Origin of the sequence: Alkalibacillus filiformis (genome assembly GCF_030814115.1) — a bacterium.
Taxonomy (GTDB): domain Bacteria; phylum Bacillota; class Bacilli; order Bacillales; family Alkalibacillaceae; genus Alkalibacillus; species Alkalibacillus filiformis.
The window spans coordinates 230600-247710 of record NZ_JAUSUP010000002.1 but is presented as its reverse complement, the minus strand read 5'-3'; the positions used below and the strand labels follow the sequence as shown (position 1 = coordinate 247710).

At 36.3% G+C, this 17111-nt stretch carries 19 protein-coding genes, 1 tRNA gene and 1 other annotated feature; of the genes, 2 read left to right on the top strand and 18 right to left on the bottom strand.

Going from position 1 to position 17111, the window contains the following annotated elements; translation table 11 throughout:
- From J2R98_RS06810 to J2R98_RS06790, 5 genes are all read right to left on the bottom strand, one after another.
- Positions 1-71 (bottom strand): sulfurtransferase TusA family protein (locus tag J2R98_RS06810; RefSeq protein WP_307067410.1); only part of this gene is annotated, 71 nt, incomplete at its 3' end.
- 49 nt (positions 72-120) lie between these two features.
- Positions 121-348, bottom strand: coding sequence for a sulfurtransferase TusA family protein (locus J2R98_RS06805; RefSeq protein ID WP_307067387.1), 228 nt, complete (start codon positions 346-348; stop codon positions 121-123).
- Positions 349-397: 49 nt separating this feature from the next.
- Positions 398-625, bottom strand: a complete 228-nt coding sequence (locus tag J2R98_RS06800; RefSeq protein ID WP_307067385.1) for a sulfurtransferase TusA family protein — start codon at positions 623-625, stop codon at positions 398-400.
- 94 nt (positions 626-719) lie between these two features.
- Entirely contained in the window at positions 720-980 is a 261-nt protein-coding gene (locus J2R98_RS06795) for a metal-sensitive transcriptional regulator (RefSeq protein ID WP_307067384.1), read from the bottom strand.
- 202 nt (positions 981-1182) lie between these two features.
- Positions 1183-1734 carry a CotY/CotZ family spore coat protein gene (locus J2R98_RS06790; RefSeq protein ID WP_307067383.1) on the bottom strand — a complete coding sequence of 184 codons (552 nt, stop codon included), beginning with the start codon at positions 1732-1734 and terminating at the stop codon, positions 1183-1185.
- 149 nt (positions 1735-1883) lie between these two features.
- Between J2R98_RS06790 and J2R98_RS06785 the strand changes: the two genes are divergently transcribed.
- Together J2R98_RS06785 and J2R98_RS06780 are read left to right on the top strand one after the other, a co-directional pair.
- Positions 1884-2561 carry a deoxynucleoside kinase gene (locus tag J2R98_RS06785; RefSeq protein ID WP_307067381.1) on the top strand — a complete coding sequence of 226 codons (678 nt, stop codon included), beginning with the start codon at positions 1884-1886 and terminating at the stop codon, positions 2559-2561.
- Positions 2558-3229 carry a deoxynucleoside kinase gene (locus J2R98_RS06780; RefSeq protein WP_307067379.1) on the top strand — a complete coding sequence of 224 codons (672 nt, stop codon included), beginning with the start codon at positions 2558-2560 and terminating at the stop codon, positions 3227-3229. The genes J2R98_RS06785 and J2R98_RS06780 overlap by 4 nt, the downstream gene beginning before the upstream one ends.
- Before the next feature lie 44 nt (positions 3230-3273).
- On the opposite strand, the gene J2R98_RS06775 is transcribed toward J2R98_RS06780, so the two are convergent.
- The 13 genes from J2R98_RS06775 to yaaA all read right to left on the bottom strand — a co-directional run bounded on the left by J2R98_RS06775 (position 3274) and on the right by yaaA (position 17089).
- Complete coding sequence (locus J2R98_RS06775; protein ID WP_307067378.1) at positions 3274-3675, bottom strand: bactofilin family protein; 402 nt, start codon at positions 3673-3675, stop codon at positions 3274-3276.
- Between the two features lie 16 nt (positions 3676-3691).
- Positions 3692-4633, bottom strand: coding sequence for a M23 family metallopeptidase (locus J2R98_RS06770; RefSeq protein ID WP_307067377.1), 942 nt, complete (start codon positions 4631-4633; stop codon positions 3692-3694).
- Positions 4634-4776: 143 nt separating this feature from the next.
- Positions 4777-4869 (bottom strand) — tRNA-Ser (locus J2R98_RS06765).
- Positions 4870-5121: 252 nt separating this feature from the next.
- The gene (gene serS / locus J2R98_RS06760; protein WP_307067375.1) at positions 5122-6402 is read right to left on the bottom strand and encodes a serine--tRNA ligase; all 1281 of its coding nucleotides are present in this window, start codon (positions 6400-6402) and stop codon (positions 5122-5124) included.
- Positions 6403-6470: 68 nt separating this feature from the next.
- Positions 6471-6687 (bottom strand) — a binding site (T-box leader).
- Positions 6688-6721: 34 nt separating this feature from the next.
- Positions 6722-7318 (bottom strand): pyridoxal 5'-phosphate synthase glutaminase subunit PdxT, encoded by a 597-nt coding sequence (pdxT, locus tag J2R98_RS06755; protein WP_307067374.1) that lies wholly within the window; start codon positions 7316-7318, stop codon positions 6722-6724.
- Positions 7319-7330: 12 nt separating this feature from the next.
- Positions 7331-8218 carry a pyridoxal 5'-phosphate synthase lyase subunit PdxS gene (gene pdxS / locus J2R98_RS06750; RefSeq protein WP_307067372.1) on the bottom strand — a complete coding sequence of 296 codons (888 nt, stop codon included), beginning with the start codon at positions 8216-8218 and terminating at the stop codon, positions 7331-7333.
- A 32-nt stretch (positions 8219-8250) separates the two neighbouring features.
- Positions 8251-9573, bottom strand: a complete 1323-nt coding sequence (locus J2R98_RS06745) for a serine hydrolase (RefSeq protein ID WP_307067370.1) — start codon at positions 9571-9573, stop codon at positions 8251-8253.
- A 213-nt stretch (positions 9574-9786) separates the two neighbouring features.
- Entirely contained in the window at positions 9787-10848 is a 1062-nt protein-coding gene (locus J2R98_RS06740) for an HD-GYP domain-containing protein (RefSeq protein ID WP_307067368.1), read from the bottom strand.
- Positions 10849-10883: 35 nt separating this feature from the next.
- Entirely contained in the window at positions 10884-13358 is a 2475-nt protein-coding gene (gyrA, locus tag J2R98_RS06735) for a DNA gyrase subunit A (protein ID WP_370871945.1), read from the bottom strand.
- A gap of 111 nt (positions 13359-13469) precedes the next feature.
- Positions 13470-15392 carry a DNA topoisomerase (ATP-hydrolyzing) subunit B gene (gyrB, locus tag J2R98_RS06730; RefSeq protein ID WP_307067408.1) on the bottom strand — a complete coding sequence of 641 codons (1923 nt, stop codon included), beginning with the start codon at positions 15390-15392 and terminating at the stop codon, positions 13470-13472.
- A gap of 39 nt (positions 15393-15431) precedes the next feature.
- Positions 15432-15716, bottom strand: a complete 285-nt coding sequence (gene remB, locus J2R98_RS06725; protein ID WP_307067364.1) for an extracellular matrix regulator RemB — start codon at positions 15714-15716, stop codon at positions 15432-15434.
- Between the two features lie 9 nt (positions 15717-15725).
- The gene (recF, locus tag J2R98_RS06720; RefSeq protein ID WP_307067363.1) at positions 15726-16844 is read right to left on the bottom strand and encodes a DNA replication/repair protein RecF; all 1119 of its coding nucleotides are present in this window, start codon (positions 16842-16844) and stop codon (positions 15726-15728) included.
- A 23-nt stretch (positions 16845-16867) separates the two neighbouring features.
- Positions 16868-17089, bottom strand: coding sequence for a S4 domain-containing protein YaaA (gene yaaA / locus J2R98_RS06715; protein ID WP_307067360.1), 222 nt, complete (start codon positions 17087-17089; stop codon positions 16868-16870).
- Positions 17090-17111 lie beyond the last annotated feature (22 nt).

Below are 17111 nucleotides of genomic sequence, written 5' to 3'. Positions count from 1 at the left end.
GCTTTCTTTGTTCTTACAATTGGCATTGGGCATGCTAAACCTTTTGCGTCTAATGTTTTTGCTACTTCCATTATTATTCCTCCTTAGTTTTTCTGTTTCCGATTTATTTATGAACTAAACTTAACCTTTTTGAACGTAAAACGTGTATACGCCATCTTCTTCTTTTGTTTCTAATAGTTCATGGCCTGATGATTTCGTCCATGCTGTTAGATCACTTTTGGCTCCTGCGTCTGTTGCTACGACTTCTAGAACATCTCCGCTATTGACTTCTTCTATTGCTTTCTTTGTTCTTACAATTGGCATTGGGCATGCTAAACCTTTTGCGTCTAATGTTTTTGCTACTTCCATTATTATTCCTCCTTAGTTTTTCTGATTCCAATTTATTTATGAACTAAACTTAACCTTTTTGAACGTAAAACGTGTATACGCCATCTTCTTCTTTTGTCTCTAATAGTTCATGGCCTGATGATTTCGTCCATGCTGTTAGATCACTTTTGGCTCCTGCGTCTGTTGCTACGACTTCTAAAATTTCTCCTGTGTTTACTTCTTCTATTGCTTTCTTCGTTCTTACGATTGGCATTGGGCATGCTAAACCTTTTGCGTCTAATGTTTTTGTGATGTTCATTGTCATTCCTCCTAATTTTCTTTTTGTGAAGATACCCTATGGGGTATATTATATTATAAAGTAAATTGTGTCAACCCTTTAACTTTTTAAAGCTTTAACGGCTTTTAACTAGTAAGTTGACAGCTTCTTTCACTCGATCGTCTGTGTTTTCACCATTCTCTTCAGCATCTCTTACACACTCAATTAAGTTTTCACTGACAACGACACCAATAGTTCTGTCAATTGCCGTACGACTTGCTGATAGCTGTGTAATCACTTCTTTACAATCTTCGCCTTCTTCCATCATTCGTAGTACCCCACGTAATTGTCCTTCAAGGCGTTTAATTCTATTCTTAACTTTTGCATCGTATTCCACTTTCAAAACCTCCTTTGGCGATACGCCTGAAAAGTTGTTTTATTGACTTACAAGGTAAGTATATACCCCTATAGGTATTTTGTCAAACGTATTTCAAAACTTTTTTTTATGTGGCCAAGTAACCCTTTCACATTACTTATACCCTATCAGGTATGAAAATAAACATAGAAAAAGCTGGCACCCTATAGGTACCAGCTTTATTTTAGTGTTCTTTACGTTCATCTGCAGCTGCTGTGGCGTTAAAATCAGACACTGGAAGAGCTCTTACTGGTTCTAGACACGCGATTCCAACAAAGTCACATAAATCTACTTTAATACAGATCCCTGTTCTTTGAAGGTTGCGAATTGCGTTTCCTGGGAAGTAGTCACATACTTTTTCTCCACATGCCCCTGGTGTTGATCCACCTTGAGTTACTGGCAGTAATAGTTCTAGGTCTGCACAACAATCCTTATGAATTTTGCTTACTCGGAAAATTGGTGATTCAAAACAACGGAATACTCTGTTTGGTCCAACCATTGCTTGTAAAACGCCACTTCCAAAAAACGGTTTGCAAGTTCCTTTACAATAAAGAACAAAAGGAATTGTGTCATTACCTGTTGTCGTTGCTGGAGAAACTAAATCTTGAATTGACTGTTTACAACTAATATCGCAATCAGGTGTCACCACAGCATCTTGTGCTTCAGCAATCTTTCTTACTGTCTTACAAACACACTTATTATCCTTACAATCGAAATCTTTGCAATCATCCCACATATTTTATTTCACTCCTTTGTTGTATCGTTATTATAGATTATGTTGGACAGCAAAAAGTGTATAGGTGAGTGGCAACATTTAGATAATATTTTTCAAAAGTAAATTTTTGTCCAATTATGTTTAAAAATTTGGTATGATGGAGGGCAGTAATGATAAATGTCACGAATGGAGGAATGAACGTGAAGTATGAGCATGTCCCATTCATCGCTGTAGAAGGTCCGATTGGTGTAGGTAAGACATCGCTATCTAAAAAAATCGCGACACACTTTTATTTTCATCTTCTAAAAGAAATTGTTGAAGAAAACCCGTTCTTAGGTAAGTTTTACGACAACATAGAAGAGTGGAGTTTTCAAACAGAAATGTTTTTCTTATGTAACCGTTATAAACAGTTGGAGGATATAGAGAAGCATTATTTAAATAATGGGAAACCTGTTGTTTCAGACTATCATATTATGAAAAATATGATCTTTGCTAAACGAACATTACAAAGTCAACAATTTGATAAATACGAACAAATTTTTAATATTTTAACGCAAGATATGCCAAAGCCTAATGTAATGATTTACATCCATGCTAGTCTTGATACATTACTTGAGCGTATTGAAAGGCGTGGTCGAGAAGTTGAACAAAACATTCAATCTTCTTATTTACAACAACTATCAGAGGATTACGATATCTTTATGGACCATTTTGAGGCGGAGAATCCTGATATTCCAGTCATTCGATTAAATGGTGATAAATTAGATTTCATCGAACATCAATCTGATTTGGACTACATCTTATCAATTGTAAAACAACACATCCAAAAAGGAGAAGTATTAACATGATCCAAACGAATTCTTATGGCATTCCAAACGATGCCGTCATTACAATAGCAGGTACAGTTGGTGTCGGGAAGTCAACTATGACGAATGCGCTTGCCAATGCTTTAAATTTTAGAACGTCTTTTGAAAAAGTAGAAAACAATCCTTATTTAGATAAGTTTTATTCAGACTTTGAACGTTGGAGTTTTCATTTACAAATTTACTTTTTAGCTGAACGTTTTAAAGAACAGAAAAGAATCTTCGAATATGGCGGTGGATTTATACAAGACCGTTCGATTTATGAAGATACGGGCATTTTTGCTAAGATGCATTATGATAAAGGTACAATGACTCCAACTGATTATGGTACTTATAAAAACTTATTTGATTCAATGGTGATGACACCTTATTTCCCACATCCAGACTTACTCATATACCTAGAGGGGTCTTTTGACGATGTGGTAGACAGACTAAAAAGTCGCGGTCGTCAAATGGAACAAGATACGCCAATTGAATATTGGAAAGAGATGTACGACCGTTACGAAAACTGGATAAACAACTTTAATACATGCCCTGTTATGCGTATTAACATTAATGACTATGACTTAATGAACCCAAATACATCAGTTGAACCAATCTTAGAACGTATTGGTGAACATATCCAAACGTCAAGAAAGTTCATTAAAGCATAAAAAAGACTCCCAGCTAATTTTAGCTGGGAGCTTTATTATGTTTTTTAAGATACTTGTTCTTCATTCTGTGAGTCTTGTTTAGATTTTGTTTTCTTTGAATCATTACTGATCATATTACTACGGCCTGTGAAAGTCCCACCTTCATCAATCACTAAAACCCCCATCGTAATATCACCATTAATAGCTCCTGTAGCTTCAATTCTTAACGTACCTGATGCATGAACATTGCCATCAATTTGACCAGCTACTGTTAAATCTCGTCCTGTTACATCTGCTTCAACTTTACCTTCTGCACCAATGACAACATCACCATCACAACTGATATTTCCTTTAAAATCACCATCAATACGAATGCTAGCTTGTAAGTCTAAATTGCCTTCAAACTTAGTAGCTGAACCAATGACTGTATCAACATTACTCACTTGCTTTTCATGTTTTGAAAACATTGAACAAGACCACCTTTTAATTATTTAACACACGTTGTAAAAAAGTCATATATGGATAAGGGTCTGTCGTATCCCCATTTCGAATAATTTCATAATGTAAATGGACACCAGTACTTCTTCCTGTTGATCCCATTAAACCAATTAAATCACCTTGTTGAACTTCATCTCCAACTTCGACATTTAACTGACCTAAATGAGCATATCGCGTTTCATATGAATTAGGGTGATCAATGATGACAGATAAACCATAACCACCATCACGTCCTGCCAATGACACAATACCGTCAGCCGTTGCATAGATTTCTGTCCCCCAACTATCTGCTAAATCAATACCACTGTGGTAAGCTTTTGAAGATGTAAAAGGATCAGAACGATAACCGTATTCCGATGTCACTCTCTCAGTATCTGCAGGCCAATATATTGGCACTGTCTCTAAATCTTCTTTCACTTCATTTAATTGATCAATAGAACTTTCATACCGTTCAATCAACGTTGGAGCTGTCTCTTTAAGAGATGTTAGTTCAATCCCTCTTTCAAACTCCTGTTCTTCAGTTTGATCGCTATTATTTACAACGAGCTCAACGCCCCCTTGAGGTCCTTCCTCATCAAAGGATGGAATTTCAGTAGGTTCAAGTGTGGAAATCATATTAGATAGCTGTTCTTCTAATTGTTCTAGCTCATGAAGGTGATGTTCAATTTCAGAGCGATCATCTTCAAATGCTATTATTTGTTCTTCTTTATCTGCTAGCGTACTCTCCACTTGGCTTACTGTCTCTTTTAGGTGAGCATTTTCTGAAGACAATTGATTTAAAATAGTTAACAAAATGATTAAGCTTAATGAAACGAAAGCTACACTAGCTAATAGGGTATACCCTATCAGTTTGTTAACATTAACATGCTTAACATTTCGATTCGCATCAGACATAATTAAAATACGCCATTTATTACGCAGTTTCATAAAAAGGTACCTACCTTTTTTATAAGTCTACCGTGAGTCTATGTAATATTTAAATTTTCTATACAAATGCATATAAAAAAAGGCTACTTTAGTAGTAACCATTTCGAACTTTATTATTTAAATTTAAGTTTAAGTTAAAAATATGGCGGAGGAGGAGGGATTCGAACCCCCGCGGGCCGTGAAGCCCCTGGCGGTTTTCAAGACCGCTCCCTTCAGCCGAACTTGGGTACTCCTCCGTGAACTGACAAAATAAAATATATCATATGTTTCGACAGTATGCAACATGAAAAATAAAATTATATTTAATTTCTTGTAAAACCGCTATATCGCTTCAAAAAGCTACATAACCTCTGTCGACCAACGATATTTAGTATATCACATGAACATCTAAATTATAAAGAGGAATTTTAAAAAATTATAATTAAAAATAAGGTTGGGACAGAAGGAGTGTATTAACTCTCCTTCTGTCCCAACTTTAAGTGCTTATATTACTTTGCAGAAATACGCTCAACATTACCCATGTATGGCCTTAAAACTTGTGGAATAGTTACAGACCCGTCTTCATTCTGATAGTTTTCTAAAATGGCAGCAACTGTACGTCCTACTGCTAAACCTGATCCATTTAAAGTGTGGACAAACTCTGGTTTTGCATTGGCTTCACGTCGGAATCTTAAGCCAGCACGACGAGCTTGGAAATCCTCAAAGTTTGAACAAGAAGAAATTTCACGATAAGTTTCATAACTTGGAATCCATACTTCAATATCGTATTTCTTAGCCGCTGTAAAACCTAAATCAGCTGTACACATGTTCATTACTCGGTATGGCAGCTCTAGCAATTGTAGAACCTTTTCAGCGTGTCCTGTTAACTGCTCTAACGTATCATAAGAATCTTCTGGTTTAACTAATTGTACCAGCTCAACCTTATTAAATTGATGCTGTCTAATTAGGCCTCTCGTATCACGACCAGCAGATCCAGCCTCACTTCTAAAGTTCGTGCTAAAAGCTGTGAACTTCTTCGGTAAATCGTCAGCTGATAAAATTTCGTCACGATGAACGTTCGTTACAGGGACTTCAGCTGTTGGAATTAAGAAGTAATCCCACTCCTCTAACTTAAATACGTCCGCTCCGAACTTTGGTAGTTGCCCAGTTCCTGTTAAGCTATCACGATTGACAATTTGAGGAGGTAACATCTCTTCATAACCATGTTCATCAGCATGTAAGTCCATCATAAAGTTAATAAGTGCACGTTCTAAACGGGCGCCTAACCCTTTATAAAACGCAAAACGGCTACCTGTAACTTTAGAAGCACGTTCAAAATCAATAATGTCTAACTCATCTGCTACATCCCAGTGTGGCTTAACATCAAAGTCAAAGTTCGGTACATCTCCCCAGTTTTTAACCTCAACATTGTCGTCTTCTGTTTCGCCAACTGGCACTGATTCATGTGGGATGTTCGGGATCGATAGCATTAATTGGTTTAGTTGATCTTCTACTTCATTTAATTGGCTATCGATTTCTTTAACGCGGTCACCAACTTCTCTCATTTCTTTAATAAGGTGATCAGCATCTTGTTTTTCTTTTTTTAGCTGAGAGATTTCTTTTGATACTTCATTACGACGTGCTTTTAATTCTTCTGATTCTTGAATATAAGCTCGTCTTTTCTCATCCCAATCTAAAAACTTGTCTAGATCAGTTAAATCTTCACCACGATTTTGCATTTTTGCTTTTACTTCATCAAAATTTTGTCGCAAATACTTTAAATCAAGCATGTCTATTCCTCCTAAAAATTAATAGAGCTTAAAAACAAAAAACGCCCCTTTACTACATAAACCTGTAGTAAAGGGACGAGGTATTCTCCCGCGTTGCCACCCTTGTTGAAGAGTTAGTCTCTTCCAACTTGTTAAGTTTTAACGGCACTTAACCGGATTGACTTACTTTAGTTCGGTCAACCTGCTTAAGGATGGATTCACAAGCCGTTTATACTAGTTCACAGCACCCACTAGCTCTCTGAAATAAACACAAAACTTGTTACTAATTCCTATCAACGCATTTAATTCGTCATTTATAACAATTAATATACCTTACATTTTATACAGAAGCAAGTTTATTACCATTTGCTTGATCAACCATTTCTACAAAATGTTGAACTAAACGATGGTCGTCTGTCAATTCTGGGTGAAATGCCGTCGCTAACAAATGACCTTGTTGGGCTGCGACAATCTTACCATCATATACACCTAAAACTTCTGTATCTGCTTTAACTTCTAATATATAAGGTGCTCGAATAAATACTGCTTCAAAGTCTTCTGCAACACCTTTAATCTCAACTGGTACTTCAAAACTTTCTTTCTGTCTACCAAAAGCATTACGAGCTACAGTCATGTCCATTAAGCCAAGGTGTGCATCATTTTGACCTTCTATATCTGATGCTAATAAAATGAGCCCAGCACATGTTCCAAAAATCGGCTTTCCAGCTTTTCCAAACTGTTGAAGTGGCTCAAAAAAGTTATAACGATCAATTAAACGTCTCATCGTTGTACTTTCACCACCAGGTAGGATTAATCCATCCACCTCTTCTAATTGCTCTGGCTTTTTCACAATGACCGCTTCTTTACCGCAAGCTTCAATTGATCTAACATGCTCACGAATAGCACCTTGTAGTCCTAATACACCAATTGTTGTCATAAAGATACCCCTTTATTCACTGCGATCTTGCATGCGATCTTGTTCTTGTAAAGATGACATTTCTAAACCTGGCATCGCTGTACCAAGGTCTTTTGAAAGTTTAGCGATTAATTCATAATCTTGATAGTGAGTTGTTGCTTCTACGATTGAACGCGCAAACTTTTCTGGATTATCTGATTTAAAAATACCTGAACCAACAAATACACCATCAGCACCTAACTCCATCATTAGAGCGGCATCTGAAGGTGTCGCAATCCCACCTGCAGCAAAGTTTACAACTGGTAAACGACCTTCTTCTTGAATTTGTAATAGTAACTCATATGGAGCACCCGTTTCTTTTGCATAGACCATTAACTCATCTTTTGCCATGCTTTGAACTTGGCGGATTTGCGTTTGAACTTCGCGCATATGACGAACCGCTTCAACGATATTACCAGTACCCGGCTCACCTTTCGTACGTAACATTGAAGCACCTTCCCCAATACGACGCAGAGCTTCACCTAAGTTACGGCAACCACAGACAAACGGTACAGTAAAGTCGTTTTTATCAATATGATAAATATCGTCAGCTGGCGTTAAAACTTCACTTTCATCAATGTAATCAGCACCCATCGCTTCTAAAACACGTGCCTCAACAATATGACCAATACGTGCTTTAGCCATTACTGGGATACTAACAGCATTTAGTACTTCTTCTGTAACAGTTGGATCTGCCATACGTGCAACACCACCTGCAGCGCGAATATCTGACGGTACACGCTCTAATGCCATGACAGCTACAGCTCCAGCTGCCTCAGCAATTTTAGCTTGTTCTGCATTAACAACGTCCATAATGACGCCGCCTTTTTGCATTTCAGCCATTCCTCTTTTGACACGATTTGTTCCTACACTTGTTGACATTTAAAACTCCCCCTTATTCTTTTAGGTTGTGCTTAAGTGAAAATCCCTTTAATACTATTAAACAGACCAACAAAGAAGTCGCCAATGGCTTGTAAGATTAGCATGAACCAATTAGAACGTTCGACTTCATCAGTCGTATATACCGGCACTTCAACTGCTTCTTCATCAGATGATAAGTTGCCGTAATCTAAATCTCCTTCATATGTTAACACTAATTGACCAACTTCTAAACCTTCTTCTACTGGCGCCTCTAACGCACCTTCTTCATTTAGTACTTCCTCATCTAATTGAAGCGTCACAGAATAAAGATCCTCTTCACCGTTACGAACCATTGCTTCAATTGCTTCTGCTGATGCAATATCAACTTCATTTTCTTTACCTTTAACGACTGGGATCGTTGATTCATCTTCTACTTGATAACCTTCTTCAAACAGAACTTGTTTAGAGAAATTCTCAAAACCGTAGTCTAATAACTTTTCAGTTTCAGAGAAGCGTTCCTCAACACTATCTGTTCGCATAACGACAGAAATTAACCTTGTCCCATCTCGTTCTGCTGTACCAGTGAAAGTATACCCTGCTAATTCGGTATAACCTGTCTTAAGTCCGTCAAGACCTTCATAAGTATACTGTGCAATATGACCAGGCATACCTGGTAACATCCAGTTAAAGTTCAACATTTCATGACCTTCAAACTCTTGTGTTGGTACACTAGACACATCAAGAGAATCTGGATAATCATTAACTAGATTATATGCTAAAATCGCCATTGAACGCGCTGATAATAAGTTATCATCATCTGGTTCTGTTCCCTCAGGGTAATTGTCTCCTAAATGACTATTCGCAAGCCCAGTTGAATTTACAAAGTGTGCATCAGGCATACCCATCTCGTCAGCTTTTTCATTCATCATTTTTACAAATTCGCCTTCAGAACCAGCAACAAGCTCAGCTAATGCAATCGAAGTTGCATTATCAGAATAAATGGCCATTGCATCATATAATTCTTTTACTGTGTATTCATGATCCAAACGTAACCCTACACCTGAAAATGTGTTATTTGCTGAGATAGAGTAGGCATACTCACTTATTTCAGTTGTCGTATCCCAACTAATATCGCCATTTGCAACAGCTTCTGATACTAAATACTCTGTCATTACCTTTGTCATACTTGCTGGAGGCAATGCGATATCTGCTTCTTTTGCATATAAAATATCACCTGTCTCTGCATCAACTAAAATAGCTGATTCAGCATCTACATCGACTTCTGCAAAAGTTGCCATTGGTGCAACTACTAAAGAACTAAACAGAAACACTGCTGCCATAGTTAACATCATGATGATTTTCTTAGTTTGTTTCATAAACGTTCCCCCAAATCCAGTCTCTTAATAATCTATTTTGAATAGCTTTGTAACTATCATATTTTAGGCTATTCCAACATCTTTTATTATACAATAATTTTCACCTCTCAACATCGTTTTTCTAATAGAAAAGTAAAAATGCGTAAATAGACTTAAAATTTTGTCGAACATAATAAAAAGCCATTAGTCACCTTAGTAACTAATGGCTTTTTATTATAAGATTTCCTCAATATAAATAGTTTTATCATCTATTAAATTTATAATTTCCTGATTACGAGTTAGTTTTACTAAAGGACGTGTTGGGTGCCTTTCATCTGTAAAAACAATCGTTCCATATTCATTATTTGATAGTTTTACTTGAGTACCATTACTAAAGTTAACAATCGACTTCGCGAGCTGATTTAAAACTTTCATATCTAACTTATCAATATGATCTTTCATTAACTCTTCAACCACTTTGTATGGCGATTGTTTATGTCGATATATTCTTTCTGAAGTCATAGCATGAAATACATCGCTTACTGCAATAATGTTAGCAAATGGATGAATTTTATCTGCTTTAACACCCATAGGATAACCCGATCCATCTGTTCTTTCATGATGTTGAAGTACTGCTACTTTTACATCTTGGTGAATTGGTAAGTTTTCAATGAGTCGATAGGATTCAATTGGGTGTTGTCTAATCTTTTTAAATTCTTCTTGTGTTAAGTTTCGGTTTTGTGAGTAAATATCTTCTTGGTCTTTAAGCATACCAATATCACTTAAAAAAGCAGCAAGTGCAATATTAAGCCGTTCTTTACTGCTATACCCTAATTGTTTTGCCAAGAAGGTTGCAATCACTGGCACGGAGACAATATGATAATAAAAATAACTGTCCGGCTTATTATAATGGTGCATTTTTAACAATACATCACTTTTATTTTCCCCTTGTTCTATTAACGGGTAAATAAGCTCACGAATTTTTTGTACATCAATTTTTGAACGATAATCCCAAGATTTAAACAGATCTTTTGTCTTTTTAACGACATCGACATAATGTTCATAAAAAGGCATGTCCTGTTCTTCAATAAGATCTTCCGGGTCACCTGTCTCAAAAACATCACCATTAACTAACTTATTTGCAATATCAACTTCTAACACCTTAAACTTTTTTAATACTTGTAAGTGTATAGGCTCCACAACAGTATTTTTTGGAATAATAGGAGTCAGCGTTTGACCCATTACGTCTTTTATTATTAAACATCCTGGAATAAGCTGTTGTGGATGAACTTTCATAACCTAACACCTCTTAAGTCTTAGTCGTTATATATTTACTCTTCATTCTTTATTTCGTCATCTTTTCCATCATTTTCAATAGTTTCTTCATTTTCTTTTACGTCTTCTTCTAGTTCATCTGGGGCGTCTTCTTCTTTTTCAACAGGAGCTACAGTTGCTACTTCTTCTTCTTCTGAAAGTCTAATTAAACGAACACCTTGTGTGTTACGTCCTGTAGTAGAAATCGATTCAGAAGGCATACGAATTAACACGCCATCAACAGTAATAATCATGAGATCTTCTTCACCTGTTACTGGTTTAACAGCAACGACATGACCATTTCTCGGGTTAAGCTTACAAGTTAAAATACCTTTACCTCCACGGTTTTGCATGCGGTATTCACTCTCTGGTGTGCGTTTACCGTAACCTTTTGACGTTACCGTTAGTACTTCAACACCTGCATTCAAGATTTCCATAGAAACGACTTCATCTTCATCATGTAATGTAATACCTTTAACTCCCGTTGCGGTACGACCCATAACGCGTACATTTTGTTCATCGAAACGAATTAATGAACCATCTTTAGTACCAATCATAATTTGCTTTTCACCATCTGTTAGTCGAACGGAGATTAACTCATCATCTTCACGTAAGTTAATGGCTCTTAAACCTCCGCGACGAATATTAGCAAACTGTTCTAAAGTAGTACGCTTGGATAATCCGTTTTTCGTTGTGAAGAATAAATACCAATCATCAACAAACTCACTCACTGTAATTACAGCATTGACCCACTCATCATTTTCAATTTCAATCACATTCACAAGCGGTAAGCCTTTCGCTGTACGACTAAACTCTGGGATTTCATACCCCTTAGCCCGATACACTTTACCTTTATTCGTAAAGAACAATAGCGTATCGTGTGTCGAAGTCGATATTAAATGTTCAACAAAGTCATCATCATTAGTATTCATACCTTGAATACCTCGTCCACCACGGTTTTGTGTACGATAAGTTGTTGCTGGTAAACGTTTTACATAACCCTTATGTGTTACTGTGATGACTACAGTTTCTTCTGGAATTAAGTCTTCATCTTCAATTAAGTCAACGCCGCCGGCAACAATTTCAGTTCGACGTTTATCATTAAAGCGTTCTTTAACTTCAAGTAATTCTTCGCGAATAATCTCTAATACTTTATTTTCATCAGCTAAAATCGCTTTAAGCTCCGCAATTAACTCTGATAATTCACTATATTCATTTTCAATCTTTTCACGTTCTAAACCTGTTAGTCGCTGCAAGCGCATATCTAAGATCGCTTGCGCTTGTTTTTCAGATAAGCCAAAACGCGTGATTAAACCTTCACGGGCTATATCAGTCGTTTGTGATTGACGAATTAGTTCGATGACTTCATCTAAGTGATCTAATGCAATACGTAAACCTTCTAATATATGCGCTCTAGCTTCAGCTTTATCTAATTCAAACTGTGTTCTTCTAACAATGACTACTTTTTGGTGTTCTAAGTAATGACTTAATGATTGTTTTAAGTTTAATACTTTAGGCTGTCCATCTACTAAAGCAAGCATATTAATACCGAATGAAGTTTGTAAGGCTGTCTGTTTATAAAGATTATTTAAAACGACATTAGGATTTGTATCACGACGAACTTCAATGACGACTCTTAAACCATCACGGTCGGATTCATCACGTAAGTCTGTAATTCCATCAATCTTCTTGTCTCGAACTAACTCCGCAATTTTCTCGATTAATCTCGCTTTGTTTACTTGGAATGGAATCTCGGTAACAATGATTTTTGCTTTACCGTTTGCATCTTCTTCAATATCTGCTTTAGAACGGATCGTTACTGAACCTTTTCCAGTTTCAAAAGCTTGCCTAATTCCGCTTCTACCTAAAATTTGTCCACCAGTTGGAAAGTCTGGTCCGTGAATATATCCTTCCATTAGTTCTTGGATTGTTATATCAGGATTTTCACTTAAAGCTAAAACAGCATCAATAACTTCACCTAACTGGTGTGGCGGGATATTCGTTGCCATACCAACAGCAATACCTGATGCACCATTAACTAAAAGGTTAGGGAATCGAGCTGGTAATACGACCGGTTCTTTTTCTGTACCATCGTAGTTCTCTGCATAGTCAATCGTGTTTTTATTAATATCGCGTAAAATTTCCATTGAGATTTTAGACATTCTCGCTTCTGTATAACGCATTGCAGCTGCTGCATCACCGTCAACAGAACCGAAGTTACCATGACCATCTACTAGCATGTAACGGAAGTTAAAATCTTGTGCCATACGTACCATCGCATCGTATACGGCTGAATCACCGTGTGGGTGGTACTTACCAATCACTTCACCGACAATACGTGCTGATTTTTTATAAGCTTTATCTGAATGCATTCCTAAATCATGCATAGCATATAAAATACGACGGTGAACAGGTTTTAAACCGTCACGAACATCTGGTAATGCACGAGATACGATAACACTCATCGCATAATCTAAAAATGACGTTCGCATTTCTTGGCTAATATTTATTTCTTGAACTTGAGGACGTTGTTGATCCAAAAGTGATTACCTCCCTATTCAGAAGAACATTAACGCCAAAGATTAGGCGTTAATGATTCACTGTTAAATATCTAAATTTTGTACGTATTGTGCATTTTGCTGGATGAAGTCACGTCGTGGTTCTACTTGATCACCCATTAAAATTTCAAAGATTTCATCTGCTTCCATAGCATCTTGTGAATTAACTTGTAATAATGTTCTAGATTCAGGATTCATTGTCGTTTCCCAAAGCTGTGTCGGGTTCATTTCACCTAAACCTTTGTAACGTTGCAAGCTAATCTTCGGAGAATTTGGTAACTCACTGAATATTTTCTCCATCTCATGTTCATTGTAAGCGTAATAATCTTTTTTACCTTGAGACATTTTATATAAAGGTGGCTGAGCGATATAAATGTAGCCACTCTCTACTAATGGGCGCATATAACGATACAAAAAGGTTAATAACAATGTACGAATGTGCGCACCGTCAACATCGGCATCGGTCATAATAACGATTTTTTGATAACGTGCTTGTGATATATCAAATTCTTCGCCGATTCCTGTACCTAATGCCGTAATAATCGCACGGATTTCATTATTTGATAGGATCTTGTCTAAACGAGCCTTTTCAACGTTAATAATTTTACCTCTAAGTGGTAAAATGGCTTGGAAATGACGGTCACGTCCTTGTTTTGCTGAACCACCTGCTGAATCACCCTCAACGATGTAAAGTTCACTTAAGGTTGCATCTTTTGTAGCACAATCCGCCAACTTACCTGGTAGACTTGAAACTTCTAAAGCACTCTTTCTTCTTGTCACTTCACGAGCTTTTTTCGCAGCGATTCTAGCACGTGATGCCATTAAACCTTTTTCAACAATTTGTTTGGCCACTTTTGGGTGCTCAACTAAAAACTGTGAAAATTTATCTGAGAAGATTTGGTCTGTAATCGTACGGACTTCACTATTACCTAATTTTGTTTTCGTTTGTCCTTCAAATTGTGGATCTGGGTGTTTAACCGAAATGATGGCAGTTAGTCCCTCTCGCACATCATCACCAATTAAATTAGGGTCGTTTTCTTTATACAAATGATTTTTACGCGCATAATCATTAATGACACGTGTCAGTGCTGTTTTAAACCCTGCTTCATGTGTACCACCTTCAGCAGTATTGATATTATTAGCAAAAGAATATAAATTGCTTGCGAAACCATCGTTATATTGAATGGCAAACTCAATGGTAATATCATCTAATTCACTTTCGCCATAAATTGGGTCATGTAAAGCTTCACGTGTACGATTTAAATGCTCAACGTATTCAGAAATACCACCTTCGTAATAAAACTCTTCACGAATTTCTTCTTCTTCACGTTGATCTTCAATCGATATTTTAAGCTTTTTATTTAAATAGGCTAATTCGCGTGTACGATTAAGTAACGATTCATACGAGTATTCTTGTGTTTCACTAAAAATTTCTGGGTCTGGCTTAAAGCGCGTTCTTGTTCCTGTAATATCTGTTTCACCAATAACTGAAACTTCTTCATTAGGAACACCACGTTTATAGCTTTGATAATAAAGTTTACCGTCACGGTGAACATAAACTTCACAATCACTTGATAAAGCATTTACAACTGAAGCTCCTACACCGTGCAGACCACCAGAAACTTTATATGAACCACCATCGAATTTACCGCCAGCGTGTAAAACAGTCATAATGACTTCTAATGCTGGTTTACCTGCTTTTTGGTGTAAATCAACAGGAATTCCACGGCCATTATCTGTCACTGTAATACTATTATCTTTTTCAATTATAATTTCAATTGAGTCACAATGACCAGCTAATGCTTCATCAATACTATTATCGACAACTTCCCATACTAAATGGTGTAAACCTCTCTCACTTGTTGAACCGATATACATACCTGGTCTTTTTCTTACTGCTTCTAGACCTTCTAATACTTGGATTTGACTAGCACCGTAATCTGTTTGTTGATTTAAATTATCTTCCATTGTCATCGTCTCACCTTCATTTTCCTTAATGGTCATTCATTACTCAGGCGTATCCTCAGTAACTTCATCAATTTGATCTAAAATATTTGAAATTTGCGCACGCTTATTCAATGTGGATACAGATAAAGAACTAAAATAAATGTGATCGACTGTAACTACAATTGATTTTGGTTCCTCATATTGCACTTCTGTCACATTTCCGTTTTTACGTTGATTAAAAATCATTTCTTCAATAATGGATGAAGAGTTATATAATGTGTAATCAATAATCGAAATGACTTCATCGGATTGAATGACGTGTTCATCACCAATATGTATAAACAACAGTGAACCTCACCTTTCTGATAACAACTGTCCGTTGTGAATATTAAATATTTGTGCTTCTTTTAACGTTTCATGGTGAATCCCATCAATATTTGTTGTTGTAACAAATGTTTGGACTTTTCCTTGAATGGTATTAAGTAAATGAGATTGTCTATGGTCATCTAACTCACTTAAAACATCATCTAATAAAAGAATAGGATACTCACCTACTTCTTGATCAATTAATTCAATTTCCGCTAATTTTAAAGATAAGGCTGTTGTTCTTTGTTGTCCTTGTGAACCATAAGTTTGAACATTACGATCATTAACGTAGAAAATTAAGTCATCCCGATGTGGACCTGCTAATGTCGTTCCTCGCTCAACTTCTCGGTCTTCAATGGAGTCATAATAAGAGGTATATGTCTCTATTATTCTCTCCAATTCAGTGTCTTCTGATACATTAATAGACCCTTCATAATCAATGGTTAACGCTTCTAAACCACGACTTATGCCATCATGAATTGGAGTAGCCCACTCTCTTAACTTTTGAAGGAATTGTAGCCTTTTCTTTAAAACTATACTTCCATGTTCAATTAATTGCTCTGTTAAAACTTTTAACATGGTCCGATCTGATTGTTTTTGTCTCTGTAAGTCTTTTAAAAGTGCATTGCGTTGTTTTAATATCTTTTGATATTGACCAAGGTGGTATATATAAACAGGCTGAATTTGGCCTATTTCCATATCAATAAACTTACGTCGCTCTTGTGGGCTTCCCTTTACTAAATTAAGATGTTCAGGAGCAAACATGACGACATTTAAAGCCCCAATATAATCACTTAACCGTTTCTGCTCAATATGATTAAACTTTGCCTTTTTTCCTTTTTGAGAAAAAATGACTTCTAAAGGGAAGGAGCGATTACGTTTAAATACATCTCCTTTTATTTTAGCATAATTAGAGTCCCATTTTATTAATTCTTTATCTTTTGATGTTCGATGAGATTTTGTAAAGGCTAATACGTAAATAGCCTCCATAAGATTTGTTTTCCCCTGTGCGTTCTCACCGATAATGACATTAATTTGATTATCAAATTGTAATGATAGCTCATCATAATTTCGATAATTTTCTATCGAGATTTCCTTTATATACATAAAATGAGACTCCTAATTCTTAGTTAGTTTTCTTTTGCTACGATAAAAGTACCAACATCTTCAATCTCAACGCGATCATCGATTTTTAGCTTGCGACCTCGTCTTTGATCCTGTTCGTCATTTACATAAACGTTATAATCTTGTAAAAACATCTTCACCATTCCGCCTGATTCTACAATATTGGCTAATTTGATAAATTGCCCTAAAGTAATCTCATCCGTTTTAATTTCAATTGGCTCTGCCATTATTTCACCTTCTTAATTTAGT